General features: G+C 28.2%; 18 protein-coding genes and 1 tRNA gene. 6 read left to right on the forward strand and 13 right to left on the reverse strand.

Annotation, left to right across the window (positions count from 1 at the left end; translation table 11 throughout):
- Positions 1 to 21 precede the first annotated feature (21 nt).
- Positions 22 to 1,191, reverse strand: a complete 1,170-nt coding sequence (locus HNQ06_RS01400; protein ID WP_184107178.1) for a methyl-accepting chemotaxis protein — start codon at positions 1,189 to 1,191, stop codon at positions 22 to 24.
- Between the two features lie 240 nt (positions 1,192 to 1,431).
- On the reverse strand, positions 1,432 to 2,019 hold the full coding sequence (locus HNQ06_RS01405; protein ID WP_184107180.1) for a hypothetical protein: 588 nt from the start codon (positions 2,017 to 2,019) through the stop codon (positions 1,432 to 1,434).
- 139 nt (positions 2,020 to 2,158) lie between these two features.
- On the opposite strand from HNQ06_RS01405, the gene HNQ06_RS01410 reads away from it, so the two are divergent.
- Positions 2,159 to 2,683 (forward strand): DUF1761 domain-containing protein, encoded by a 525-nt coding sequence (locus tag HNQ06_RS01410; RefSeq protein WP_184107182.1) that lies wholly within the window; start codon positions 2,159 to 2,161, stop codon positions 2,681 to 2,683.
- A 16-nt stretch (positions 2,684 to 2,699) separates the two neighbouring features.
- Here the strand turns inward: HNQ06_RS01410 and pyrG are convergent, their stop codons facing one another.
- The 4 genes from pyrG to HNQ06_RS01430 form a co-directional block, all read right to left on the reverse strand.
- Positions 2,700 to 4,301 (reverse strand): glutamine hydrolyzing CTP synthase, encoded by a 1,602-nt coding sequence (pyrG, locus tag HNQ06_RS01415; RefSeq protein ID WP_184107184.1) that lies wholly within the window; start codon positions 4,299 to 4,301, stop codon positions 2,700 to 2,702.
- 187 nt (positions 4,302 to 4,488) lie between these two features.
- On the reverse strand, positions 4,489 to 5,340 hold the full coding sequence (locus HNQ06_RS01420; RefSeq protein WP_184107331.1) for a hypothetical protein: 852 nt from the start codon (positions 5,338 to 5,340) through the stop codon (positions 4,489 to 4,491).
- Positions 5,341 to 5,364: 24 nt separating this feature from the next.
- Positions 5,365 to 6,171 carry an ATP-binding cassette domain-containing protein gene (locus HNQ06_RS01425; protein WP_184107186.1) on the reverse strand — a complete coding sequence of 269 codons (807 nt, stop codon included), beginning with the start codon at positions 6,169 to 6,171 and terminating at the stop codon, positions 5,365 to 5,367.
- Positions 6,172 to 6,234: 63 nt separating this feature from the next.
- Complete coding sequence (locus HNQ06_RS01430) at positions 6,235 to 7,311, reverse strand: glycosyltransferase family 2 protein (protein ID WP_184107188.1); 1,077 nt, start codon at positions 7,309 to 7,311, stop codon at positions 6,235 to 6,237.
- 200 nt (positions 7,312 to 7,511) lie between these two features.
- Here HNQ06_RS01430 and pyrH point away from each other — a divergent pair, with 200 nt between their 5' ends.
- Positions 7,512 to 8,201, forward strand: coding sequence for a UMP kinase (gene pyrH / locus HNQ06_RS01435; protein ID WP_184107190.1), 690 nt, complete (start codon positions 7,512 to 7,514; stop codon positions 8,199 to 8,201).
- Positions 8,202 to 8,209: 8 nt separating this feature from the next.
- Positions 8,210 to 8,293 (forward strand) — tRNA-Leu (locus HNQ06_RS01440).
- A 266-nt stretch (positions 8,294 to 8,559) separates the two neighbouring features.
- Here HNQ06_RS01440 and HNQ06_RS01445 read toward each other — a convergent pair.
- From HNQ06_RS01445 to HNQ06_RS01470, 6 genes are read right to left on the reverse strand one after another with little or no spacing between them, the layout of a single operon-like run.
- Positions 8,560 to 8,934 carry a response regulator gene (locus tag HNQ06_RS01445; protein WP_002557158.1) on the reverse strand — a complete coding sequence of 125 codons (375 nt, stop codon included), beginning with the start codon at positions 8,932 to 8,934 and terminating at the stop codon, positions 8,560 to 8,562.
- A 39-nt stretch (positions 8,935 to 8,973) separates the two neighbouring features.
- The gene (locus HNQ06_RS01450; protein ID WP_184107192.1) at positions 8,974 to 10,749 is read right to left on the reverse strand and encodes a BB0569 family chemotaxis protein; all 1,776 of its coding nucleotides are present in this window, start codon (positions 10,747 to 10,749) and stop codon (positions 8,974 to 8,976) included.
- Positions 10,750 to 10,751: 2 nt separating this feature from the next.
- Positions 10,752 to 11,909, reverse strand: a complete 1,158-nt coding sequence (locus HNQ06_RS01455) for a CheB methylesterase domain-containing protein (protein ID WP_184107194.1) — start codon at positions 11,907 to 11,909, stop codon at positions 10,752 to 10,754.
- A gap of 57 nt (positions 11,910 to 11,966) precedes the next feature.
- The gene (locus HNQ06_RS01460) at positions 11,967 to 14,111 is read right to left on the reverse strand and encodes a chemotaxis protein CheA (protein ID WP_184107196.1); all 2,145 of its coding nucleotides are present in this window, start codon (positions 14,109 to 14,111) and stop codon (positions 11,967 to 11,969) included.
- A 15-nt stretch (positions 14,112 to 14,126) separates the two neighbouring features.
- A complete protein-coding gene (locus tag HNQ06_RS01465; protein ID WP_014023782.1) occupies positions 14,127 to 14,438 on the reverse strand; it encodes an STAS domain-containing protein in 312 nt (103 codons plus the stop codon).
- A 12-nt stretch (positions 14,439 to 14,450) separates the two neighbouring features.
- The gene (locus tag HNQ06_RS01470; protein ID WP_184107198.1) at positions 14,451 to 14,993 is read right to left on the reverse strand and encodes a chemotaxis protein CheW; all 543 of its coding nucleotides are present in this window, start codon (positions 14,991 to 14,993) and stop codon (positions 14,451 to 14,453) included.
- Between the two features lie 206 nt (positions 14,994 to 15,199).
- On the opposite strand from HNQ06_RS01470, the gene HNQ06_RS01475 reads away from it, so the two are divergent.
- From HNQ06_RS01475 to HNQ06_RS01485, 3 genes are all read left to right on the forward strand, one after another.
- Entirely contained in the window at positions 15,200 to 15,805 is a 606-nt protein-coding gene (locus HNQ06_RS01475) for a BAPKO_0422 family outer member beta-barrel protein (protein ID WP_184107200.1), read from the forward strand.
- Positions 15,806 to 15,885: 80 nt separating this feature from the next.
- Entirely contained in the window at positions 15,886 to 16,404 is a 519-nt protein-coding gene (locus HNQ06_RS01480; RefSeq protein WP_184107202.1) for a DUF3996 domain-containing protein, read from the forward strand.
- Positions 16,405 to 16,572: 168 nt separating this feature from the next.
- Entirely contained in the window at positions 16,573 to 17,115 is a 543-nt protein-coding gene (locus tag HNQ06_RS01485) for a DUF3996 domain-containing protein (protein WP_184107204.1), read from the forward strand.
- A gap of 26 nt (positions 17,116 to 17,141) precedes the next feature.
- On the opposite strand, the gene gnd is transcribed toward HNQ06_RS01485, so the two are convergent.
- Positions 17,142 to 18,536: a decarboxylating NADP(+)-dependent phosphogluconate dehydrogenase gene (gnd, locus tag HNQ06_RS01490; RefSeq protein WP_184107206.1), complete on the reverse strand. Its 1,395-nt coding sequence runs from the start codon at positions 18,534 to 18,536 to the stop codon at positions 17,142 to 17,144.
- Between the last annotated feature and the right edge of the window lie 38 nt (positions 18,537 to 18,574).

Raw genomic sequence — 18,574 nt, forward strand, 5'->3', positions numbered from 1 at the left:
CAAAAAATCTTATCAAAATAATCAGGAAAAAATACTAATTCCTTGATTATCTAATTCAATTACCATCTTTTTAATGTGCTCAAGTTTTCTAACAATTTCTTCGGACAAACTCTCAGCTTGAGACAAAAAATCTTTAGCTTGCCTTAAGCCGCTATCATTACGATTTTCTAACCTAAATATAATCAAAATTTCAGCTGCAAACTTATTAATATTTAAATAAGGAATGTACACTTCTTCCCACAACTGCCTGATAGCATCATTCTTGGGGGACAATCCTTTATAAAACAATCCAAACCCGTGCTTGGAAGCATCCGTTTGAATAAATATTCTCCTTTGTCCTTCAACAAGTAATCTCAAATTATTAATCCAAGAAAATTGCTCTGAGATAATAAATTCTAGCTCTTTTAAAAATTCATCATTAGACAGCATAAAAGTATCAGAGCCAATCAAAGAGTCACAGTTTCTTGAATAATAAGCCATATTAGCATCTATACTCTCAAGACTTTCAATCAAAGAAGAAAATTCCTCTTGACTTCTTGAAAAGCGCTTAAATATGCTCTCAAGATAATTAAGCTGTTCAAGAATCTCGGCAAAGAACTTATCAATATCAATCTGCAAATCCTTAAGGTTATTAGAAATTAAATCTTTAGAAACCTCCTCAATTTCCTTTACAGAAATCATATTCATAACACCTTTTGCCTGATCAGAAAGTCGCTTGATCTCATCTGCAACAACAGAAAATCCTTTACCATATTCTTTAGCTCTTGCAGCCTCAAGCTTTGCATTAAGAGAAATCATATTGGTAGCCCCCAAAAAATTACTTATTGTTTCTAAGCTGCCCTGAATTCCAACAATAACAGAAGATATTTGATTTAATTTTTCCTTATTATTTTTACCAAGATCACCAAAAATAACGTTTATCTGATCACGAGCATTATTTGTCATCTCAACAAAAGTGGAAAATATCTGATCAAAATCTTCTATTCCAGAAAACAAAATTCTTTGCAATGACTCAAATCCTACTTTTAGAGTAGAAATGGAAGCTTTGGTATGATAAAATCCCTTTAGCATTTCTTTAACAGGAACTTTATACTCATAAGTACTCAAATCTTTTTTGTCATTACTAACAACATTTAAAAGATTTGAATCAACAACTTTTTTATTTTTTTTAAAAAACGAAAATTTTTTCATAAAGGGATTCTACCATAAAAACTTTTTTTTGAATAGAACCCCAAGTACTTAATTTGATACATTATTTCAAATTTAATATCAAATCAAATACATTGCTAAACAAAAAATATTTTTACATTTAAATGGTAAAAATTAACCACTTTGAAATAAATTCAAGCTTTCATCTTAAACCATAAAACCATCTAAAGATACAAATCATTCTCCTCATTTATAAAATTTAAAACTAATTTTAAATTAAATTTACTTTCTTTTTACCCAAGAATAACGTCCACTAACCTCATTATACTCAAAAAGAACATCTCTGTAAGAAAAAAAGCATAAAAAAATATCTATAAACTCTTCTAATTTAGCCTTAACTTTTGGCAAGTTAAAATCATTGTCAAAATTAAAAATATCGTCTGATTCTACTTTAAATAATTTATCATCTTGCTTGAGAATAACTTTTTTGGGCTGCCAAAAAAGAACGTTGATTTTTTTGTCTTGAAGAAAAAATCTATTAAATTCATACTCAAGATCAACTTGATCCGTTTTTGCTTCAACAATTCCAACAATAACACATCTTTCATGATCAATTCTTTTAATCAAAACAGCATCTGTAAGCACAACTCTCTCACCAACTTCAAGAGCAAACTGCTCTTCTATCTCATATTGCTTATTAAAAGGAAGATTTGCAATTTTCCTGAAAAGATTGAGAAGTATGTACTTAGTGCTCATCTCTTTATTGCTTATTCTAAGACAAGGAATCTTCATTCTATACTTAAGCTCATCAAAAAAATATTTAACTAACCTTTTCATTAAAATTGTTTTTCTAATGTCTTCTTCTTTCATTCAATACTCCTAATAAAAATTGCCAAAAATTAAAGCTATTATATAAATATAATAAAATCTGAATATTATTAAAGAAATCAAAGTATTTTATTATATACTAATTATAATTAAATCATTGCCTAAAATGAAAGGGAAAATTATGTTAATCAAATTTATGTTCTCAAATATTAATCTAATATTAATAGTCGGCATGACTTTATTTAAAATATTATTAGAAATAATGTACCGAAAAATATTATTAAAAAAAATGGTTGACAGTACTAACACATTAAATACTCAAAAAAAACAATGCAAAATAATTGTTATCTTTGTTTTAGCTTTAAATCATTTATTACAAAGTTTTTTAATAAACGCTCTTATCAATTTATTTAACAATTTAATAACTCTTACTAACAACTCTCTGGGAAGCTTAACAGACTTAAATTACAATATATTATCTGCAATACTAATATCTAGCATAACCTGGCTTGCATTTAGCTTTCCAAAAGTAATAAACGATATAATCTATGAAAAAAGACCATTTAATTTAACAATAGCTAATGCTTTTTTTGACTTTTTAATAATAATATTACTAACCATATTCTCTAAATTATTTTTAAGCTACAAAATATTGCAATTTGAAAACACTACAAACATTAATTTTGAGAATCTGCCTACTCACTAAGTAACCAAATAGACACTCAAATACAAGCTTTAATTAGCCCTAGAAAAAGCTTAGCTGGATTTTCTATTCTTGTAATAAGTTCTGGATGAAACTGGCAAGCCACAAAAAATTTATTTTTAGGAATTTCTATTAATTTTGCCATTTTAAAATCACTTGAAAATCCAGATACTATAAGTCCATTTTTTTCAAATAAATCTATATAATCATTATTAACTTCATACCTATGTCTAAATCTTTCAATTATCCGATCTTGGCCATAAAGTTTAAAAGCTATTGTATTCTTTTTAAGAATCACAGGATATCCTCCAAGCCTCATTGTAGCACCCTTATCTTTAATTCCCTTTTGCTCAGGAAGTAAATGAATAACAGGACTTTTTAAAGGCTTGTCTTTTAATAAATTTTCCTCCGTATCAGCATCAAGTATTCCACAAACATTACGAGCAAATTCTATTACAGCAAGCTGCAAACCAAGACAAATCCCAAGAAAGGGAATATTATTCTCACGAGCATATTTAATAGCCATAATTTTACCTTCATATCCTTTTCCCCCAAAGCCGCCAGGAACAATAATACCGTCAAACTCTTTTAAGCAGCTCTCATTTAAATCATTAGAATCAATTAAAGTACTTTTAATAAGCAAGTCCAAATGAGCTGCAACATGAACCAAAGACTCTCTAATTGACGCATAAGAATCATCAAGTTCGGCATATTTACCACAAACAGCAATATTAATAATTTTTTTAGGCGTAAAAAAATTAGATTTTATAACTCCTACAAGTTTTGAAAGCTCTTCTATTTTTGGATCAACCTTAATATTTAACTTAGAGCTTAAAATATCATGTACGCCTTGTTTGTAAAAAGATATAGGAATCTCATAAATAGTAGAAACATCAACATTGTCAATAATAGAAGTGCTCTCAACATTACAAAACATTGCCACTTTTTTCCTGATTTGATCTGTCAATACTTGCGAGCTTCTAGCAATAATTAAATCAGGAAAAATACCTGCTTTATTTAAAGTTTTAACACTCTGTTGAGTAGGTTTAGACTTTTGTTCATTAATTCCAGCTGGGCTTGGTACATAGGTTAAATGAATAAAAGCAATATTACCACTTCCAATCTCCTGTCTTATTTGTCTTACTGTCTCAATAAATAAAATATTTTCCATATCTCCTATAGTTCCACCAATTTCAATTATCAACATATCGCTATTCTCAGAGCTTGCAATCTGAAAAATTGTAGACTTGATCTCATCAGTAACATGGGGAATAAGCTGAACTGTTCTTCCTAAATATTTGCCCTTTCGCTCATTTTCAAGTATCTTTTTGTATATTTTCCCCATTGTAATGTTCCAACTAGACTTTGCATTAAGATTTAAAAACCTCTCATAATGACCAAAGTCCATATCAACCTCTCCTCCATCATCAAGCACAAAAACTTCTCCATGCTCAACAGGATTAATAGTCCCAGGATCAGTATTTAAATACCCATCACATTTAATTGGAGTAACTCTAAAATCATATCTAAACAACCTTGCAATACTTGCCGATGTAACTCCTTTGCCAATTCCAGAGATCACGCCTCCTGTTATTACTAAAATCTTTAAGTTTTTTTTCATGTATACCCCAAAATTAAAACTTTAAATTTCAATCCAATTAAGCTTACGCTTAAGAAGAACTCACAAATCATAATAAAATATACTTATTTGCATTAAAACAAACAAAAACATTAGACTAAAATAAAAATTATTAATGCCTGGCTACAAAGCTATTTCTAAGCCATTGTTTTAAATCTCTTAAACTATTTTAATTATAATTAACAAAGCAATATAATGAGCCTTTGGTTAAATAGTAATAATTAAACATTGCCAAAAAAACTAAAAATCCAAGAATAGCAAACAAATTGCTTTTTTTTCTAATACTTCCAAACTCTACTATCTTAAAATATGAAGCTAAATATAAAAAAAATCCCAAACCATAAACTATTTTAAAAAAAAGGCCACCTAAAAATCTATCAAAAGAAAAAATTAAATCTGAAAAACATGGCACATATTTAAAACCCCAATAAAGAAAAGACGTGAAAAAAAATAATAACACAATGGTCCCTAAAAAGAATATCAAAACCTTAACAAAAGGATGCGTTTTAAAAGCTATTCTAAAAAACATAAAGATTGGAAAAATAGATAAAAAATTAAAATAACGAAAAAAGAAAAAATCAGAAAGATATCTTAATTCTAAGAATACAGCACCCCCACCTCTTAAAAAGAATGCATTATCTAGAAATAAAAAAATATTAACTCCTAAATAATAAAAAAATATTAAAATCAAAGGTAGAGCAAATAAATATTTAATTAAATTAAAAAAATAATGCTCAAAAGTTGAAACGGGCAAAGATAAATAAAGAATATTTCTAAACGGATCGTGAATTACTTTGTAATAATCACACATAGTAAAAATCGATATAATCAAGGTTAAAATAAAAATTTTAGGAGCAAAAAATTTTAAAAAATCAGTTGCTGAAAAATTAAAATAAAATCTAACAAGCAAATAAGATATAAATATCATTCCTAAAATTTGAATTATTAATAAAGTATAGAATTTTTTATTATAAACAAAATCCAAATAAAATAAATTCAAAAATCTTTTTAAACTAAACATCTTTTTTAAGCTAAACATCTTTTATTACCTCTCCTTTTTATTTTTAGTAACATATAAAAAGAAAAACTCAATATCAACAACTTCAGCTCCATTACTACTCTCAAAATAAAGCGCCTTAAATCCATCCTTATTTTTTTCATAATATAATTCATTTCCATTAAGTTCGCTAATAATTTTAATCTTATAATTTTTATTAATATAAGATATTGAATTGGAAAAAAGAATTGACTTTTCCCCAACAATAATCAAATAATCCACAGCTCCTGTCAAATCCCTTACATTGTGACCTGTAATAAAAATGATTCTATCCTTTAAATTAGAAAGCATATTTCTAAAAACATTTTTCGAAACAATATCAAGACTATTTGTTGGCTCGTCAAACAATAAGCAAGAAACATTTGTAGCCAAAGAGAATGCAATAATACTTTTTTTCTTCTGCCCAAAAGAAGCTGAAGATAGATCAAGAGAAATATCAAGATCAAAATCTGATAAATATTTTTTAAAATCTGCCTTATTAAAATTTGGATAAAATATAGTCAAAGCTTTGCTGTATTCAGCTAAAGACAATTTAGGAAGTGAAAATTCTTCAGGAATAAAAAACAAATTAACTAAATTCAAGGGATCTCTTGGAAAAGCTGCTAAAGAGTTAAACAAAACTTTCCCTTTTATGGGCTCCAAAAGTCCACTTATAAGTTTAAGCAAAGTTGTTTTTCCAACGCCATTTTTGCCAAGAAGCAAATAGGCTTGAGGAGTCTTAATGTTTAAATTTAAATCTGAGTAGACTTCTTTTCTTCTATAGGAAAATTTTACATTAACAGCCTCAATAGCCATAAACACTCCTTAATATATTAAAGGTCAAAATATAAAAAAAATACTTAACTCAAAAATATAAATTCAATTTTTTATAAAAAATTTATAAATAAATATAGAAAAATTTACATAAAGCCTTGAGCTAAAATTCCAAATTTTTAGCATAATTCTAGGCAAAATTTGAATTTCATTAAATCCAAAACTTTTTGCATATTCATAACAATCTTGAAATTCAGATAATCCTTTAATCTCATCAAGAACAGAAATAAGCTTTTCTTTATAAGCACTATACACAAGCTTATCCGGAATATTCCAACTAATAATATAAATTTGCTTAAAAGAAATAAAATAATAAAATTGCAAGAAAAATTTTTTATACAAATGTTGACACTCGTTAAAAATACCTTCTTTTTTTAATAAAGTTTCCATTATATTAAGAGATAATTTAGACTTATGTAAAACACTAATAGAAGAACTCATGCTTCCCATTCTTTGGAAATTAGTATAAAAATAATTATTTACAAAAGAAACCTTAGCGGCTTTTAAAAAAATTTGCATAACAAAAACTATATCTTCAAATACTACATTTTGCTGCCGAATATTATTCTTTAAGATTAATTCTCGTCTAATCAATTTATCCCACAAAGTTCCAACAACAAAATTTTTCCTTCCAAAAGTTGCATAAACAGTAAAAAGCAAATTTTTAAACGCCTCCTTACCTGTTAATGGATAATTGGGAAAAGGAAGCAGAGATTTTCTTTTTACATTTATCGCAAAAAAATAAATATAAAATTGAGAGCAAACAACATCAGAATTGTCTGCTTTTGCTCTATTATATAGAACTTCAAGCATAGTGCTCTCTACAGAATCATCACTATCCCAATAAATAACATATTCCCCTTGAGCCTCAGAAAGTCCCTTGTCTCTAGAAGCAGGAAGTCCCATATTTTTTTGACTAAAAATCTTAATAAAGCTGTACTTATTGGCATATTTTTCTGCTATCTCTAAACTACCATCATAAGAACCATCATTAATTAATATAATTTCTTTATCTTTTAATGTTTGATTAACAGCATCCTTTATCATTGCATCAAGAGTTTCAGCCGAATTAAAAAAACAAATAATAACAGAAACTTTATACTTATGCACAATATCCTCCAAAATAAAAACTGCTAAGCAAAATCAAAGCTAAAACACTTTACAGCAAATTCTTTTAATTTTTTGCATAACAATTAAATTGTAATATATAATCAACAAGTTTGTATTTTTTTAAACTCATTTTTAATGAAAAGTTTAGCAGAAATTGCTATATTATTAAAAGCAAAAAATTTAAAAAACATTAACCTAAATAAGGAGCTTGAATGCTTGAAATAATAAGTCTTGGAGGAGGAGTAATAAATTCAAGTCAAATCAATATAGAATTCATTAAAAACTTTAAAAACTTTGTTTTTAAATGGTTGCTAGAAAATGAAAAAAGAAAAATCATTTTAATAGTTGGTGGAGGAAGAGTTGCAAGAGAATACCAAGACGCTTATAAAAAAATCAACCCTGATTTTAAAGTTCATGAGCTTGATGAAATTGGAATAATGTCAACAAAGTTAAACGCAGAATTTCTGTGTAAAGTAATGAATCCCCTTTGTAAAGACAAAATTGTCACCAATCCCTTAAAAAATTTTTCTTTTAAAGGGAAAATACTAATTGCTTCCGGATGGAAATCGGGATTTTCAACAGATTACATTGCCGTAAAATTTGCAGAAAAATTTAATAAAAAAGACATTATAAATATAACAAACGTAAATCAAGTTTATGATAAAGATCCAAAAAAATTTAAAAACGCAACAGCTTTTAAAAAATTAAATTGGGAACAACTGCAAAACATTGTAGGCCAAAAGTGGAATCCAGGCTTAAATTTGCCTTTTGACCCAATAGCAACAAAACTCTCTTCAAAACTTGGGCTTACCCTTTACATAGTAAATGGGAATAATATTGAAAACTTAGAAAAAGTTTTTAACAAAAATAATGATTTTTTCGGCACTGTTATAGTAAAATAAAAGTTAATGCCGGTATGGCGGAATTGGTAGACGCGTCAGACTCAAAATCTGGTGAGGGCAACTTCGTGTCGGTTCGACTCCGACTACCGGTATTTTAATTACCTTCTTAGAAACTTTAAAATTATTAAGCCTTGCTAATAAAATAATTGATTCTTCTAAAAAAATTTTCTTTCATAAATTACTTGTTTATACTAATAAAAATTTATATATAGCCCTTATGATTAATAAAATTTAATATTATTACAATAAGAATAAAACATCCTATTCAATATGCTATCTTTATTCTAAAATAACATATTGAAAATCATTTTAATTATAATAAAACTTTAAAGCCTACAAATTAATTACAAATATAAACTTAAAATATCTTTGAGATTGTTTTCATTAGAGCTTCAGGATTAAAAGGTTTAACAAGCCAACCAGTAGCACCTGCTTTACGACCCTCATCAACCTTAGATTGCTCAGACTCAGTAGTAAGAACAAGTATAGGAACAAAGCTGCCAAATTCTCTTATCTGTTTAATAACACCAATACCATCTAAATTAGGCATGTTGATATCTGTAATAACAAGGTCAAAATCTTTATCTCCTTGCCCAACTGCTTCTTTAAACTTTAAAACCCCTTCTAAACCATCTTTTGCTTCTGAGACTCCAAAACCGTTTTGTTCTAAAATATAAGCAACGCTTTGCCTTATTGCTCTATTGTCATCAATAACCAAAATTCTTTTTTTCATCTAATTTTCTCCTAAAACCCTCCCAAAAGTATATAAAAATTAAAACAAAATTACACTACCCTCATCAAAGGAATGAACATCCTTGGCTTCCTCTATCAAAGATAATAAGTGTTTTTTATGAACAAATAAAGTAAATCGATTAGCAATTCTATTAACAAATTCTTTATCTTCAATCTCAATAGATTGAATTCCAACCTTAGATAATTCTAGATTAAGATTGAAATTTATTTTGCTTTCCATATTGCTTAAAAAGTTGTCTATATCCAAAAGAGAATTTTTTAAATTTCTAACATTGTAGACTTCTAATTTCATTTCTTCAAATATTTCCATAAATTCAATTGAAAAAACTTCATAAGATAAAATATTATCAATAGCTATATTCTTAATATCAAGAATATCATTTTTAATTTCCATAAATAATTTTTTAAATTTATTAAAATAATTTTTTTCAAGATAAAATCTATTGTCATAATCCTTAACAACTTTTTCAAGAAAAAAGATTATTTGATCTAAAAATTCTATTCCCTTGGTAATATTAGAATCAATTTCTTTTATAATCTTAGACATTTCTGAAATATTGCCTTCCATGGCTTTAAGTTCCGATCTTTTGACAACTTCTATCTTTGAGGCTATATTAATGTTTTGAAACCTAGCAGAAATAGCTGAAATATTTGAAAACATTAATTCTAATGATTTTATAAGCTTAACCTGTTCATAATATAAATTCAAAAAATTAGAATTATTCTTCTCAACATCATCAATTCTTCTAAGCAGATCAGACAAAATGCTAGAAAATTGTTCTATTATTTTAGGAATGTCTATGTATAAAGAATTGTCAGCCCTTAAATCGTTAATAGTTTGAATAGAACTAAGAGAGGAATCAATAAATTTCTCAAAAACAGTATAATTTTTTTCAAGCTTTTCAAGAACATCTTTTACTATAACTTTTGATGTATCAGTAAAAACTGATAAAATTTTTAATTTTTGGATCTCGCTTATATCTCTAAATTTAAAAACATCAATATTAGAATACATAATATTTAAATGTTGCAAAGATTGAGTTAGTCTATCTTGGAACTGAAGATAAGAAATAGAATTTACAAGTTTAAACTTAAATTCAGATAAAACTTTTAAAATATCATCATAAAGAGCAATAACGCTTCCTATTCCATCTGAAAAAGCATCTATTTTTTTCATTAAATTATCTCTAAAATCTTCAAGAATTTTATTTTCAGCCGTATTGCTTTCATATACTTGATTTTTAGCCCTATCTAAACCAATTTTAACTTCTCGCCCCTTGCTTGTAAGTTGATCTGCCTGTTTGATCATAGATTGGGTTAAAACCTTAATTTCACTTGTAATATAAGAAAAGGCTCCACCGGCCTTACCCGCTCTCATAGCAACTGTTAAAGTATTAATAGACATTATTTCCATATCAAGAGAACTTTTTTTCATCCTTTCAATCACATCTTCAAGTATTTCTATATCTTTAACCTTACTCCGTATTATGCTAAATTGAGACTCAAGAGAAGTTGTTGAAGAATTAAAGTAAGCAACAAAATCATCTAATGCTCCTATAATTTTAGCTATAAAATTATTCAAAGAAGCATCATTATCAAGATCAAGATTGGAAATCAAATCAATACTAAAAGATAAATCCTTAGAATCTTTAGAAATTTTTTCTATTAATTTAGGAATTGATTTGCTTAAATTTGAATAAATATGCCTTGTACTCTCATCAAAAGCTTCAAGTTTATGAAATAAGGTTGCCAAATAATCGTTGGCATCAAAAACCCCATTATTGTCATTATCCATTATTAAGATCTCCTTAGAACATGATCTGCTATTTCGCTTAAAGGAAGGATTTTGTCTACAGCCCCTATTTTTATAGCTTCCATTGGCATACCAAAAACAACAGAAGTTTCTTGATCTTGGGCAATAGTATAAGCGCCATTTTTTTTCATTTCAAGCATACAAACAGCACCGTCATCTCCCATTCCTGTAAGGATAACTCCAATAGCATTAGAGCCTGCATACATTGCAGCAGACCTAAAAAGTACATTCACAGAAGGCTTATGTCTACTAACAAGAGGTCCATCTAATAGGTTTACAAAATAATTTCCGCTACTATATTTTACAATCAAATGATAACTTCCATTAGCAATTATTACAAGACCTGGACGAAGAATGTCTCCATCCTCAGCTTCTTTAATATCAATATTAAACTCATTGTTTAGGTTTTTTGCAAAAGATTTTGTAAACCCTCCAGGCATATGCTGAACAATAATAATTGGGGGAGAATCTTTTTTAAAAGACCTTAAAAAAATTCTTAAAGCCTCTGTACCGCCTGTTGAAGAGCCTACAACAATAATTTTACTGGTTTTGCGCTTATTGATAAGACCTTGATATTTAATAATAACATCCGGATCATTTTTGGGAGCAAAATTAATAACATCAGAAACTCTATAACTTTTTCTTATACTTGAATCATTTAAACTATTTTCCCTCAACTCTACTTTAGAATTACTAGAAAAATCGGGTGCTTGAATCCTTTTAACTTCAAAAGAAGATATTAATTTATTTTTGCCTAGATTTTTCAACTCCAGCTTTATTAAAGCTAAATACTTACTGCGAAATAAATCAACTGTAAGCTTAAAATTAAGCTTATTTATTATTAATCTAACCTTTTCCTTGCTTTGTTCAAGACATCCAAAATTTGGAAACATTTCATTTTGAGCAATAAATACAACTGGAAGAGATATGTTATTAAGAACATTGTTTAAAGAATTCCCAAAATTAGATCTTGCTGTATTCTCATCAATAATAACTAAATCTGGAAACTTTTGTAAAAATACATTAATAAGATTTAAAGAATTAAAACCAGCATTTAATATCTCAACATCATTATCTTTAGAAAAAGCTCTAACAAAAACCTGCTTTATAAGACCTTGAATATCAATTACTAATATCTTCATTATTATATTTTAATATTTTTAACCTTTAAAACCAAAAATCTACATTTTCTATTTTCTTTATTTTATAAGTTTGGTTATTGCGTCTATATCAACAACTAAAGCCAAACTTCCATCACCAAGTATAGTAGCTCCAGAAACCCCTTCTACTCGAGAATAAATTTTACCCAAAGCTTTTATAACAGTTTGATGCTGCCCCAAAACTTCGTCAACCACAATGCCCATTTTTCCACTATTTGTATTTACAACAACAACTTGCTCATTTAAACTCTTCTCACTAGAAACTTGAAAAAACTCTCTAAGCCTAATATAACTAATCATACTGCCCCTATAATTCATTACATTGCTTTTAGTTTCAATCCCATCTATTTGAGAAATTAACTTATTAGATTCTAAACAAGACTCAACATTAGAAAGAGGAATAATAAAATGCTCATCTTTTACTCTGACAAGCCAACCCTCAATAATAGCCAAGGTCAATGGAAAAATTAACTTAGTTCTAGTATATTTGCCAAATTCACTTTCAAGTACAACATGTCCTCTTAAGGATTCAACCTGTTTTTTAACAACATCCATGCCAACCCCACGACCTGATATATCAGTAACAGAACTTGCAGTTGAAAATCCAGGCTCAAAAATTAAATTATAAACATCAATATCTGATAAAGTTTTGGCAACTGAGTCAGAAATTATATTGCGCTCTATAGCTTTTTTAAGTATTTTATTCTTATCAAGTCCTCTTCCATCATCCTCAATAATAACAATAACAGAATCCCCAGATTGACATGCTGAAAGCTTAATAATACCTTTGGGATCCTTGCCCAAACTTTCTCTCTCTTGAGACGATTCAATTCCATGATCTATTGAGTTGCGAATTAAATGTACTAAAGGTTCATTTAGCTTTTCAATAATACTTTTGTCAAGAACAGTGTCGCCTCCATAAGCATGATAAATAATTGACTTACCAAGGCTAGTAGATAGATCTTTTACTATCCTTTGAAATTTTACAAACAAAATCTCAATAGGAACTGTTCTAAGCCCCGTTGTATAATCCCTAAGCTCATTAATAAGTAAAGAAAATTCTGCTGATATTGAATTTAAAATATTACTATTCCTATTTTCAGCTTCTTTTGAAAGTTTTGATTGTATTGTAACAAGTTCTCCAACAAGATTTACCAAATGATCAAGCTTTTTAGAATCTACCTTAATACTAGCGATATTAACCTTGCTTCTAGCGGTATCATCTTGAACATTAGATCTATTTTTATCTCCATTGAAAAAGGATTTCCCAATAAATTCCGATTTTTTAAATGAAGAATCAGTCGAATCTTTACTGTTTCTGTCTGAGCCTGATAAATTAAAATTTTTAGACTCTACATTATCATCTTCATTTTCCTCTAAACATTTATCCAATTCTTGAATATCAATTTTTGATTGAGAATCTAAAAATGAGAAAATATCTTCAATACTCTCTCTACTCTCTTCTGTATCTAGTCTTATCTCCCAATCAACATAAACATTATCAGGAGAGATAAGCTCTAGATCAGGAATGTTATCTATTTTGGCCCTAACATAGCCACTACCCAAATTAATCAACTTGCTCAATAAATTTATAGGCTTGTGCCCATGAAACAAAATACCCTTAGCCGGAGAAAAAAGAATTTTGTAACTCTTAAATTCAGACCGCAAAGCCTCATCATCAAATTTATCCTCTGAATTTACTTTAACAGACTCTTCTAAAACCGAACTGTTATCAGACTTTGAAAAATCATTTTCTAAAGCCTCTTGAAAAGCACCCTTAACATCATTAGAAATCTCAAGAACCTTTTTAATTTCATTTACCAAAAACTGTTTACGCTTATCAAAGTCGATCTCAGAAATTACTTCATCACCTTCAATAAGCTCTCTAATAAAATCAACAGACATTAAGGTAGCATCAATAGCAGCCTGATTAAAAATGGCCTTACCATTTTTTACAACATCAAGAACTGTTTCTATTTCGTGGACAAGCGATGCTGTAAAATTAAAGCCAAACATACCAGAACTTCCCTTTATGGTATGTAAATTTCTAAAAATAGAATTAATAATATCTTGATTTGAGCTTACTTCAAGATTAAGAAGTGCTTGCTCAATATCTGAAATATTTTCTATTGATTCTTCCTTAAAAGAATTCTTAAATTTATCAATAACATCACTACTATCCATAAGCTTTCCTTAAATCTAAAATCCAACCAAATTAAGTCCCAAATCAAAGCTATCAACATCTTCAATATCTACTAAAAACCCACCATATATTAATGAACTTAAAACCTCGTCGGATGGATACTCAATTTTTACAAACAAATTTTTATTCTTAGCATATTTATTAGATGCATACAAAATTTGTATAAAAGTAATATCTATTTTTTCAACATTTGAAAGGTCAATAGTAAGAGTATCCCCTTCTTTCATTTTTTTAAAAATATGCAACAAATCTTCTTTTACCTTAAAAATACTATTTATTACAAGCTCTCCTTCCGGCCTATAAATCATGACTAAAAACTCCTATTGTTGCTGATATTCAGGATCATATATTGTTGTATTTCTAAATTTAGAAAGCTCTCTAACGTCAAATAAATTTTCTACATTTAAAATAATAATAAACTTATCATTACTCTTGCCAATTCCGGAAATAAATTTTGAATTAAACCCTGATCCAATCTTAGGAGCATCATCAATACTAAATGGATCTAATTCAAGAACTTCATTGACATAATCTACTAAAATTCCAAGATTAAATTCATCCCCTTCGTAAACTAAATTTAATATAATAATATTTGAAATGTTAACTCCCTTATTTCTCTTTTTATCATCCTCATCAACAGCGCGATCGCTCATTCCAAATTGTTTTCGAATATCAATTATTGGAACGATTTTACCCCTATTATTTATTATTCCTGCCATGTAATTGGGAGTTCTTGGGATTTTTGATATCTTAGTATATTCTAAAACCTCAACAACATATTTAACCTCAATAGCATAAAGTTCGTCCAAACTAAATAAAAGATACTGACTTAAAGAATCTTGCACATCTGAATCTATGCCCATAAACGCCCCTTTAAATGTGATTTAAATCGCAAATAGAATGCTAATATCAAGATTAATATTACCTCATATATTCATAAATACAAATTAGAAGTTAATAAAATTTAATTTCCCCAAAACAATAAAAAATATAATTTTAGCAGAATTCTATCTTATAATTTAAGGTAGAAAGTTGCAGTCTAAGTTAAATTTCATAAAAAAAGTTAACAATGCAAAGTAAAAACAAACTAATCAGATTATTAGTAATTATTATTACATTATTTTTCAATGTTGAGAATATTTTCACAAACGAAAAATCTACAAACAATATAACTGATCAAAACAGTACAACTGATCCAAAAATAGAAAGCTTAAAAACAAAAACTAAAATAAAATTTGGCTTTATTCTGCCTTACCCTACTGCAATAGAATTCAGCATTAATAACTTTGATATTGGGATAGGAGTAACAATATTGAGTGTCTCAGAATTTTTTCCAAAATCACCAATAGCATTGCTATTTAAAACATATTGTGATTATATATTTTTAAATTTAAGAATTAAAGATTCAAATTTTATCTTTTTCTTAGGATCTGGCCTATTTTTTGAAATAGGCAAAATTACAAACTCAAATTTAGCAAATGTTTCTTCTGGGATTACCTATAAAATTGGGATAGGTTTGCCCTTAGGGATAATATATAAAGCTCATTACGACATTATTGAAATTATAATAAAAACAACACCATCAATTTTTATTGGCCAAATGCCTAACGGAAATTTAATATTTCCAATAAAAGGTAATTTTTCTATCGGAATAAAAGGCTCCCTTAAGATATAGTTTTTACTTTTTAGATAAAAAAAATTATTGAACTAAAATTGCTTTAAAGGCTAGAATATTACTTAGGAGATAATAAAGCAATGAGAACAAAAATAATTATTATGTCAATTATTATTTTATTAGCCCCAATCTCAGGATTTGCTAATTCAAAAGAATATGCAAGGGGTAAATTTGGAGCAGGAATTATACTTCCATTGCCAATTGCTCTACAGATTAATATAGGAAACTTTGATCTTGATATTGGTCTTTATAGCGGAGTAAATAATTTATTTTCAGACTGGAAAACATTGTTTATAGCATTGGACTATATTTTCTACATATATACATTCCCAGGAGCTGCTAATATTTTGGATTTTTCAGTTGGCGCAGGGGGATATGGAACAATATGGTTTTCAAGATTTGGAGGCAGTAAGTCAGGCTCAGGACCAATGAGCATTGGAGCAAGATTGCCTTTAGCTTTAAATGTTGCAGTATTTAGGAAAAAATTCGACATATTTTTACGAATAGCGCCGGGACTTGGGATGAATATTTGGAGTAATGGCATTGGATTTAGATGGGAAGTATTCGCGGGATTGGGACTAAGATTCTGGTTTACTTAATAATAAAATTCTTTTTTAAATTTTTTCAAAAAAGAACAATTGTTGAAAAATCAAACCGCTCCCAAAAACTTAAATTAAGAATAAGTAAGATTTAAGTCAAAGTCTTGTTTTTATTGTTTTAAAATTCAAAAATAAATATAATAATAAGACAAAATTTGGGAGACAGCGGTGAAAAAAATATTTATATTATTTATCATGATTGCAAACATATCTACAAATAGTTTTGCAAAAGATTCATATTTAAATAGAGGAATTGGCTTTGGGGCAAGTATTGGAAATCCAATTATTAACTTAATAATGTCACTTCCTTTTATTGATTTTGAAATAGGCTATGGCGGTAGCAATGGAATAAATTTATCAGGCCCTAAACTTGAATCAAAATTTTATGATTTTAATTTATTAGCAATAGCAGCACTTGATTTCATTTTTACAATGTCTTTGATAAAAAATTTAAATTTAGGAATTGGAATAGGAGGAAATATAAGCATATCGTCCCACACATCTAAATTAATAAATGTAGAATTGGGATTTGGAATAAGAATTCCATTGGTTATTTTTTACGACATTACAGAAAATTTAGAAATGGGTATAAAAATAGCACCTTCAATAGAATTTATCTCAAATACAAGATCTCTTGCGCAACACAGAACCTATTCGGGTATAAAATCAAACTTTGCAGGGGGGATATTTGTTAAGTACTACATCTTCTAATACTAATTCATTCTAACTTATTAAAGTTATTGCCAATCACTATGAAAAAATTCACCTCGTTTTGAGTCTAATCTTTCAAAAGAATGAGCACCAAAAAAATCTCTTTGGGCTTGAATTAGATTAGAAGGTAGATAATTAGTGGAATAAGAATCTAAAAACGAAAGACTAGCATAAAATGCTGGCAAAGGAATCCCAATTTCACTAGCCTTTGAAATTATTCTTCTTAAAGATTTGTGATTATTTTTTAGTAAATCTAAAAAATAATCATCAAAAAGCAAATTAATAAGATGGGGATTTTTATCATAAGCTAATTTAATTTTATCTAAAAAACTGCTACGAATAATACAGCCTTCTCTCCAAACCAAAGAAATTTTACCTAAATTTAAATCCCAACCATAATTCACAGACGCAGTCTTAAGCATCATAAAACCTTGAGCATAAGCTACTATTTTTGAAACTAAAAGAGCATAATAAAGATCTAAAATCCAATCACTAAGCTCAAACTCAAAAGAAGAAGTATCCATCTTAAGCAAATCGCTAGCAATAATCCTTTCGTGTTTCAACCCCGACATAAATCTTGAAAAAACGGATTCAACAATTAAATTCACAGGCATACCAGACTCAAGAGCATCAACAGACGTCCAAACACCAGTGCCTTTTTGATTTGCAATATCTAAAATCTTATCAACTAAATATTCATTATTTTCTTTATATCTAAGAATCTTAGAAGTTATTTCCAGCAAATAACCTGAAAGATCGCCTTCATTCCATTTTTCAAAAACTTCAGAAATTTTCAAATTATCTAAATTGAAAGCTTTTTTCATGAAAAAATAAACCTCGCTGATAAGCTGCATATCAGCGTATTCCACCCCATTATGTATCATTTTAACATAGTGCCCAGAACCGTTCTCTCCAATATAAGTAGAACAAATATCATTGTTTTTAGTTTTAGCTGCAATTTTATTTAACATAGGTTCAAGAATTTCATAAGCTGATTTACTCCCTCCATACATTAGCGCAGGACCAAATCTTGCTCCTCTATCCCCTCCAGAAATTCCAAGTCCTACAAAATAAATGTCCCTAGCAAACAATTCTTTTTCCAATCTCATTGTGCTCTTATAATGAGAATTTCCACCATCAATAATTATGTCTGATTTATTCATAAAGGGTAAAATTTGTTCAACAACCTTTTCTACAGCCGAACTTGTCACCATTAAGATGATTTTTTTTGGAGTTTTCAAGCTTTTAACAAAAGATTCAATATCTTTAAAACCATTTATCTTTTTATGAGAATTTTGTTTAACAAAAATTTCAGTTTTTTCACTATCTCTATTGTAAACAGAAACATTAAAACCGTTATCAGCAATATTTAGGGCCAAATTGCCGCCCATAACACCAAGTCCATAAATTCCTACATCCATTGCATTCTCCTTGATTCTAATTTTCTATTTTAAACAAA

Origin of the sequence: Borreliella lanei (genome assembly GCF_014205895.1) — a bacterium.
In the GTDB taxonomy this organism is placed as follows: Bacteria; Spirochaetota; Spirochaetia; order Borreliales; family Borreliaceae; genus Borreliella; species Borreliella lanei.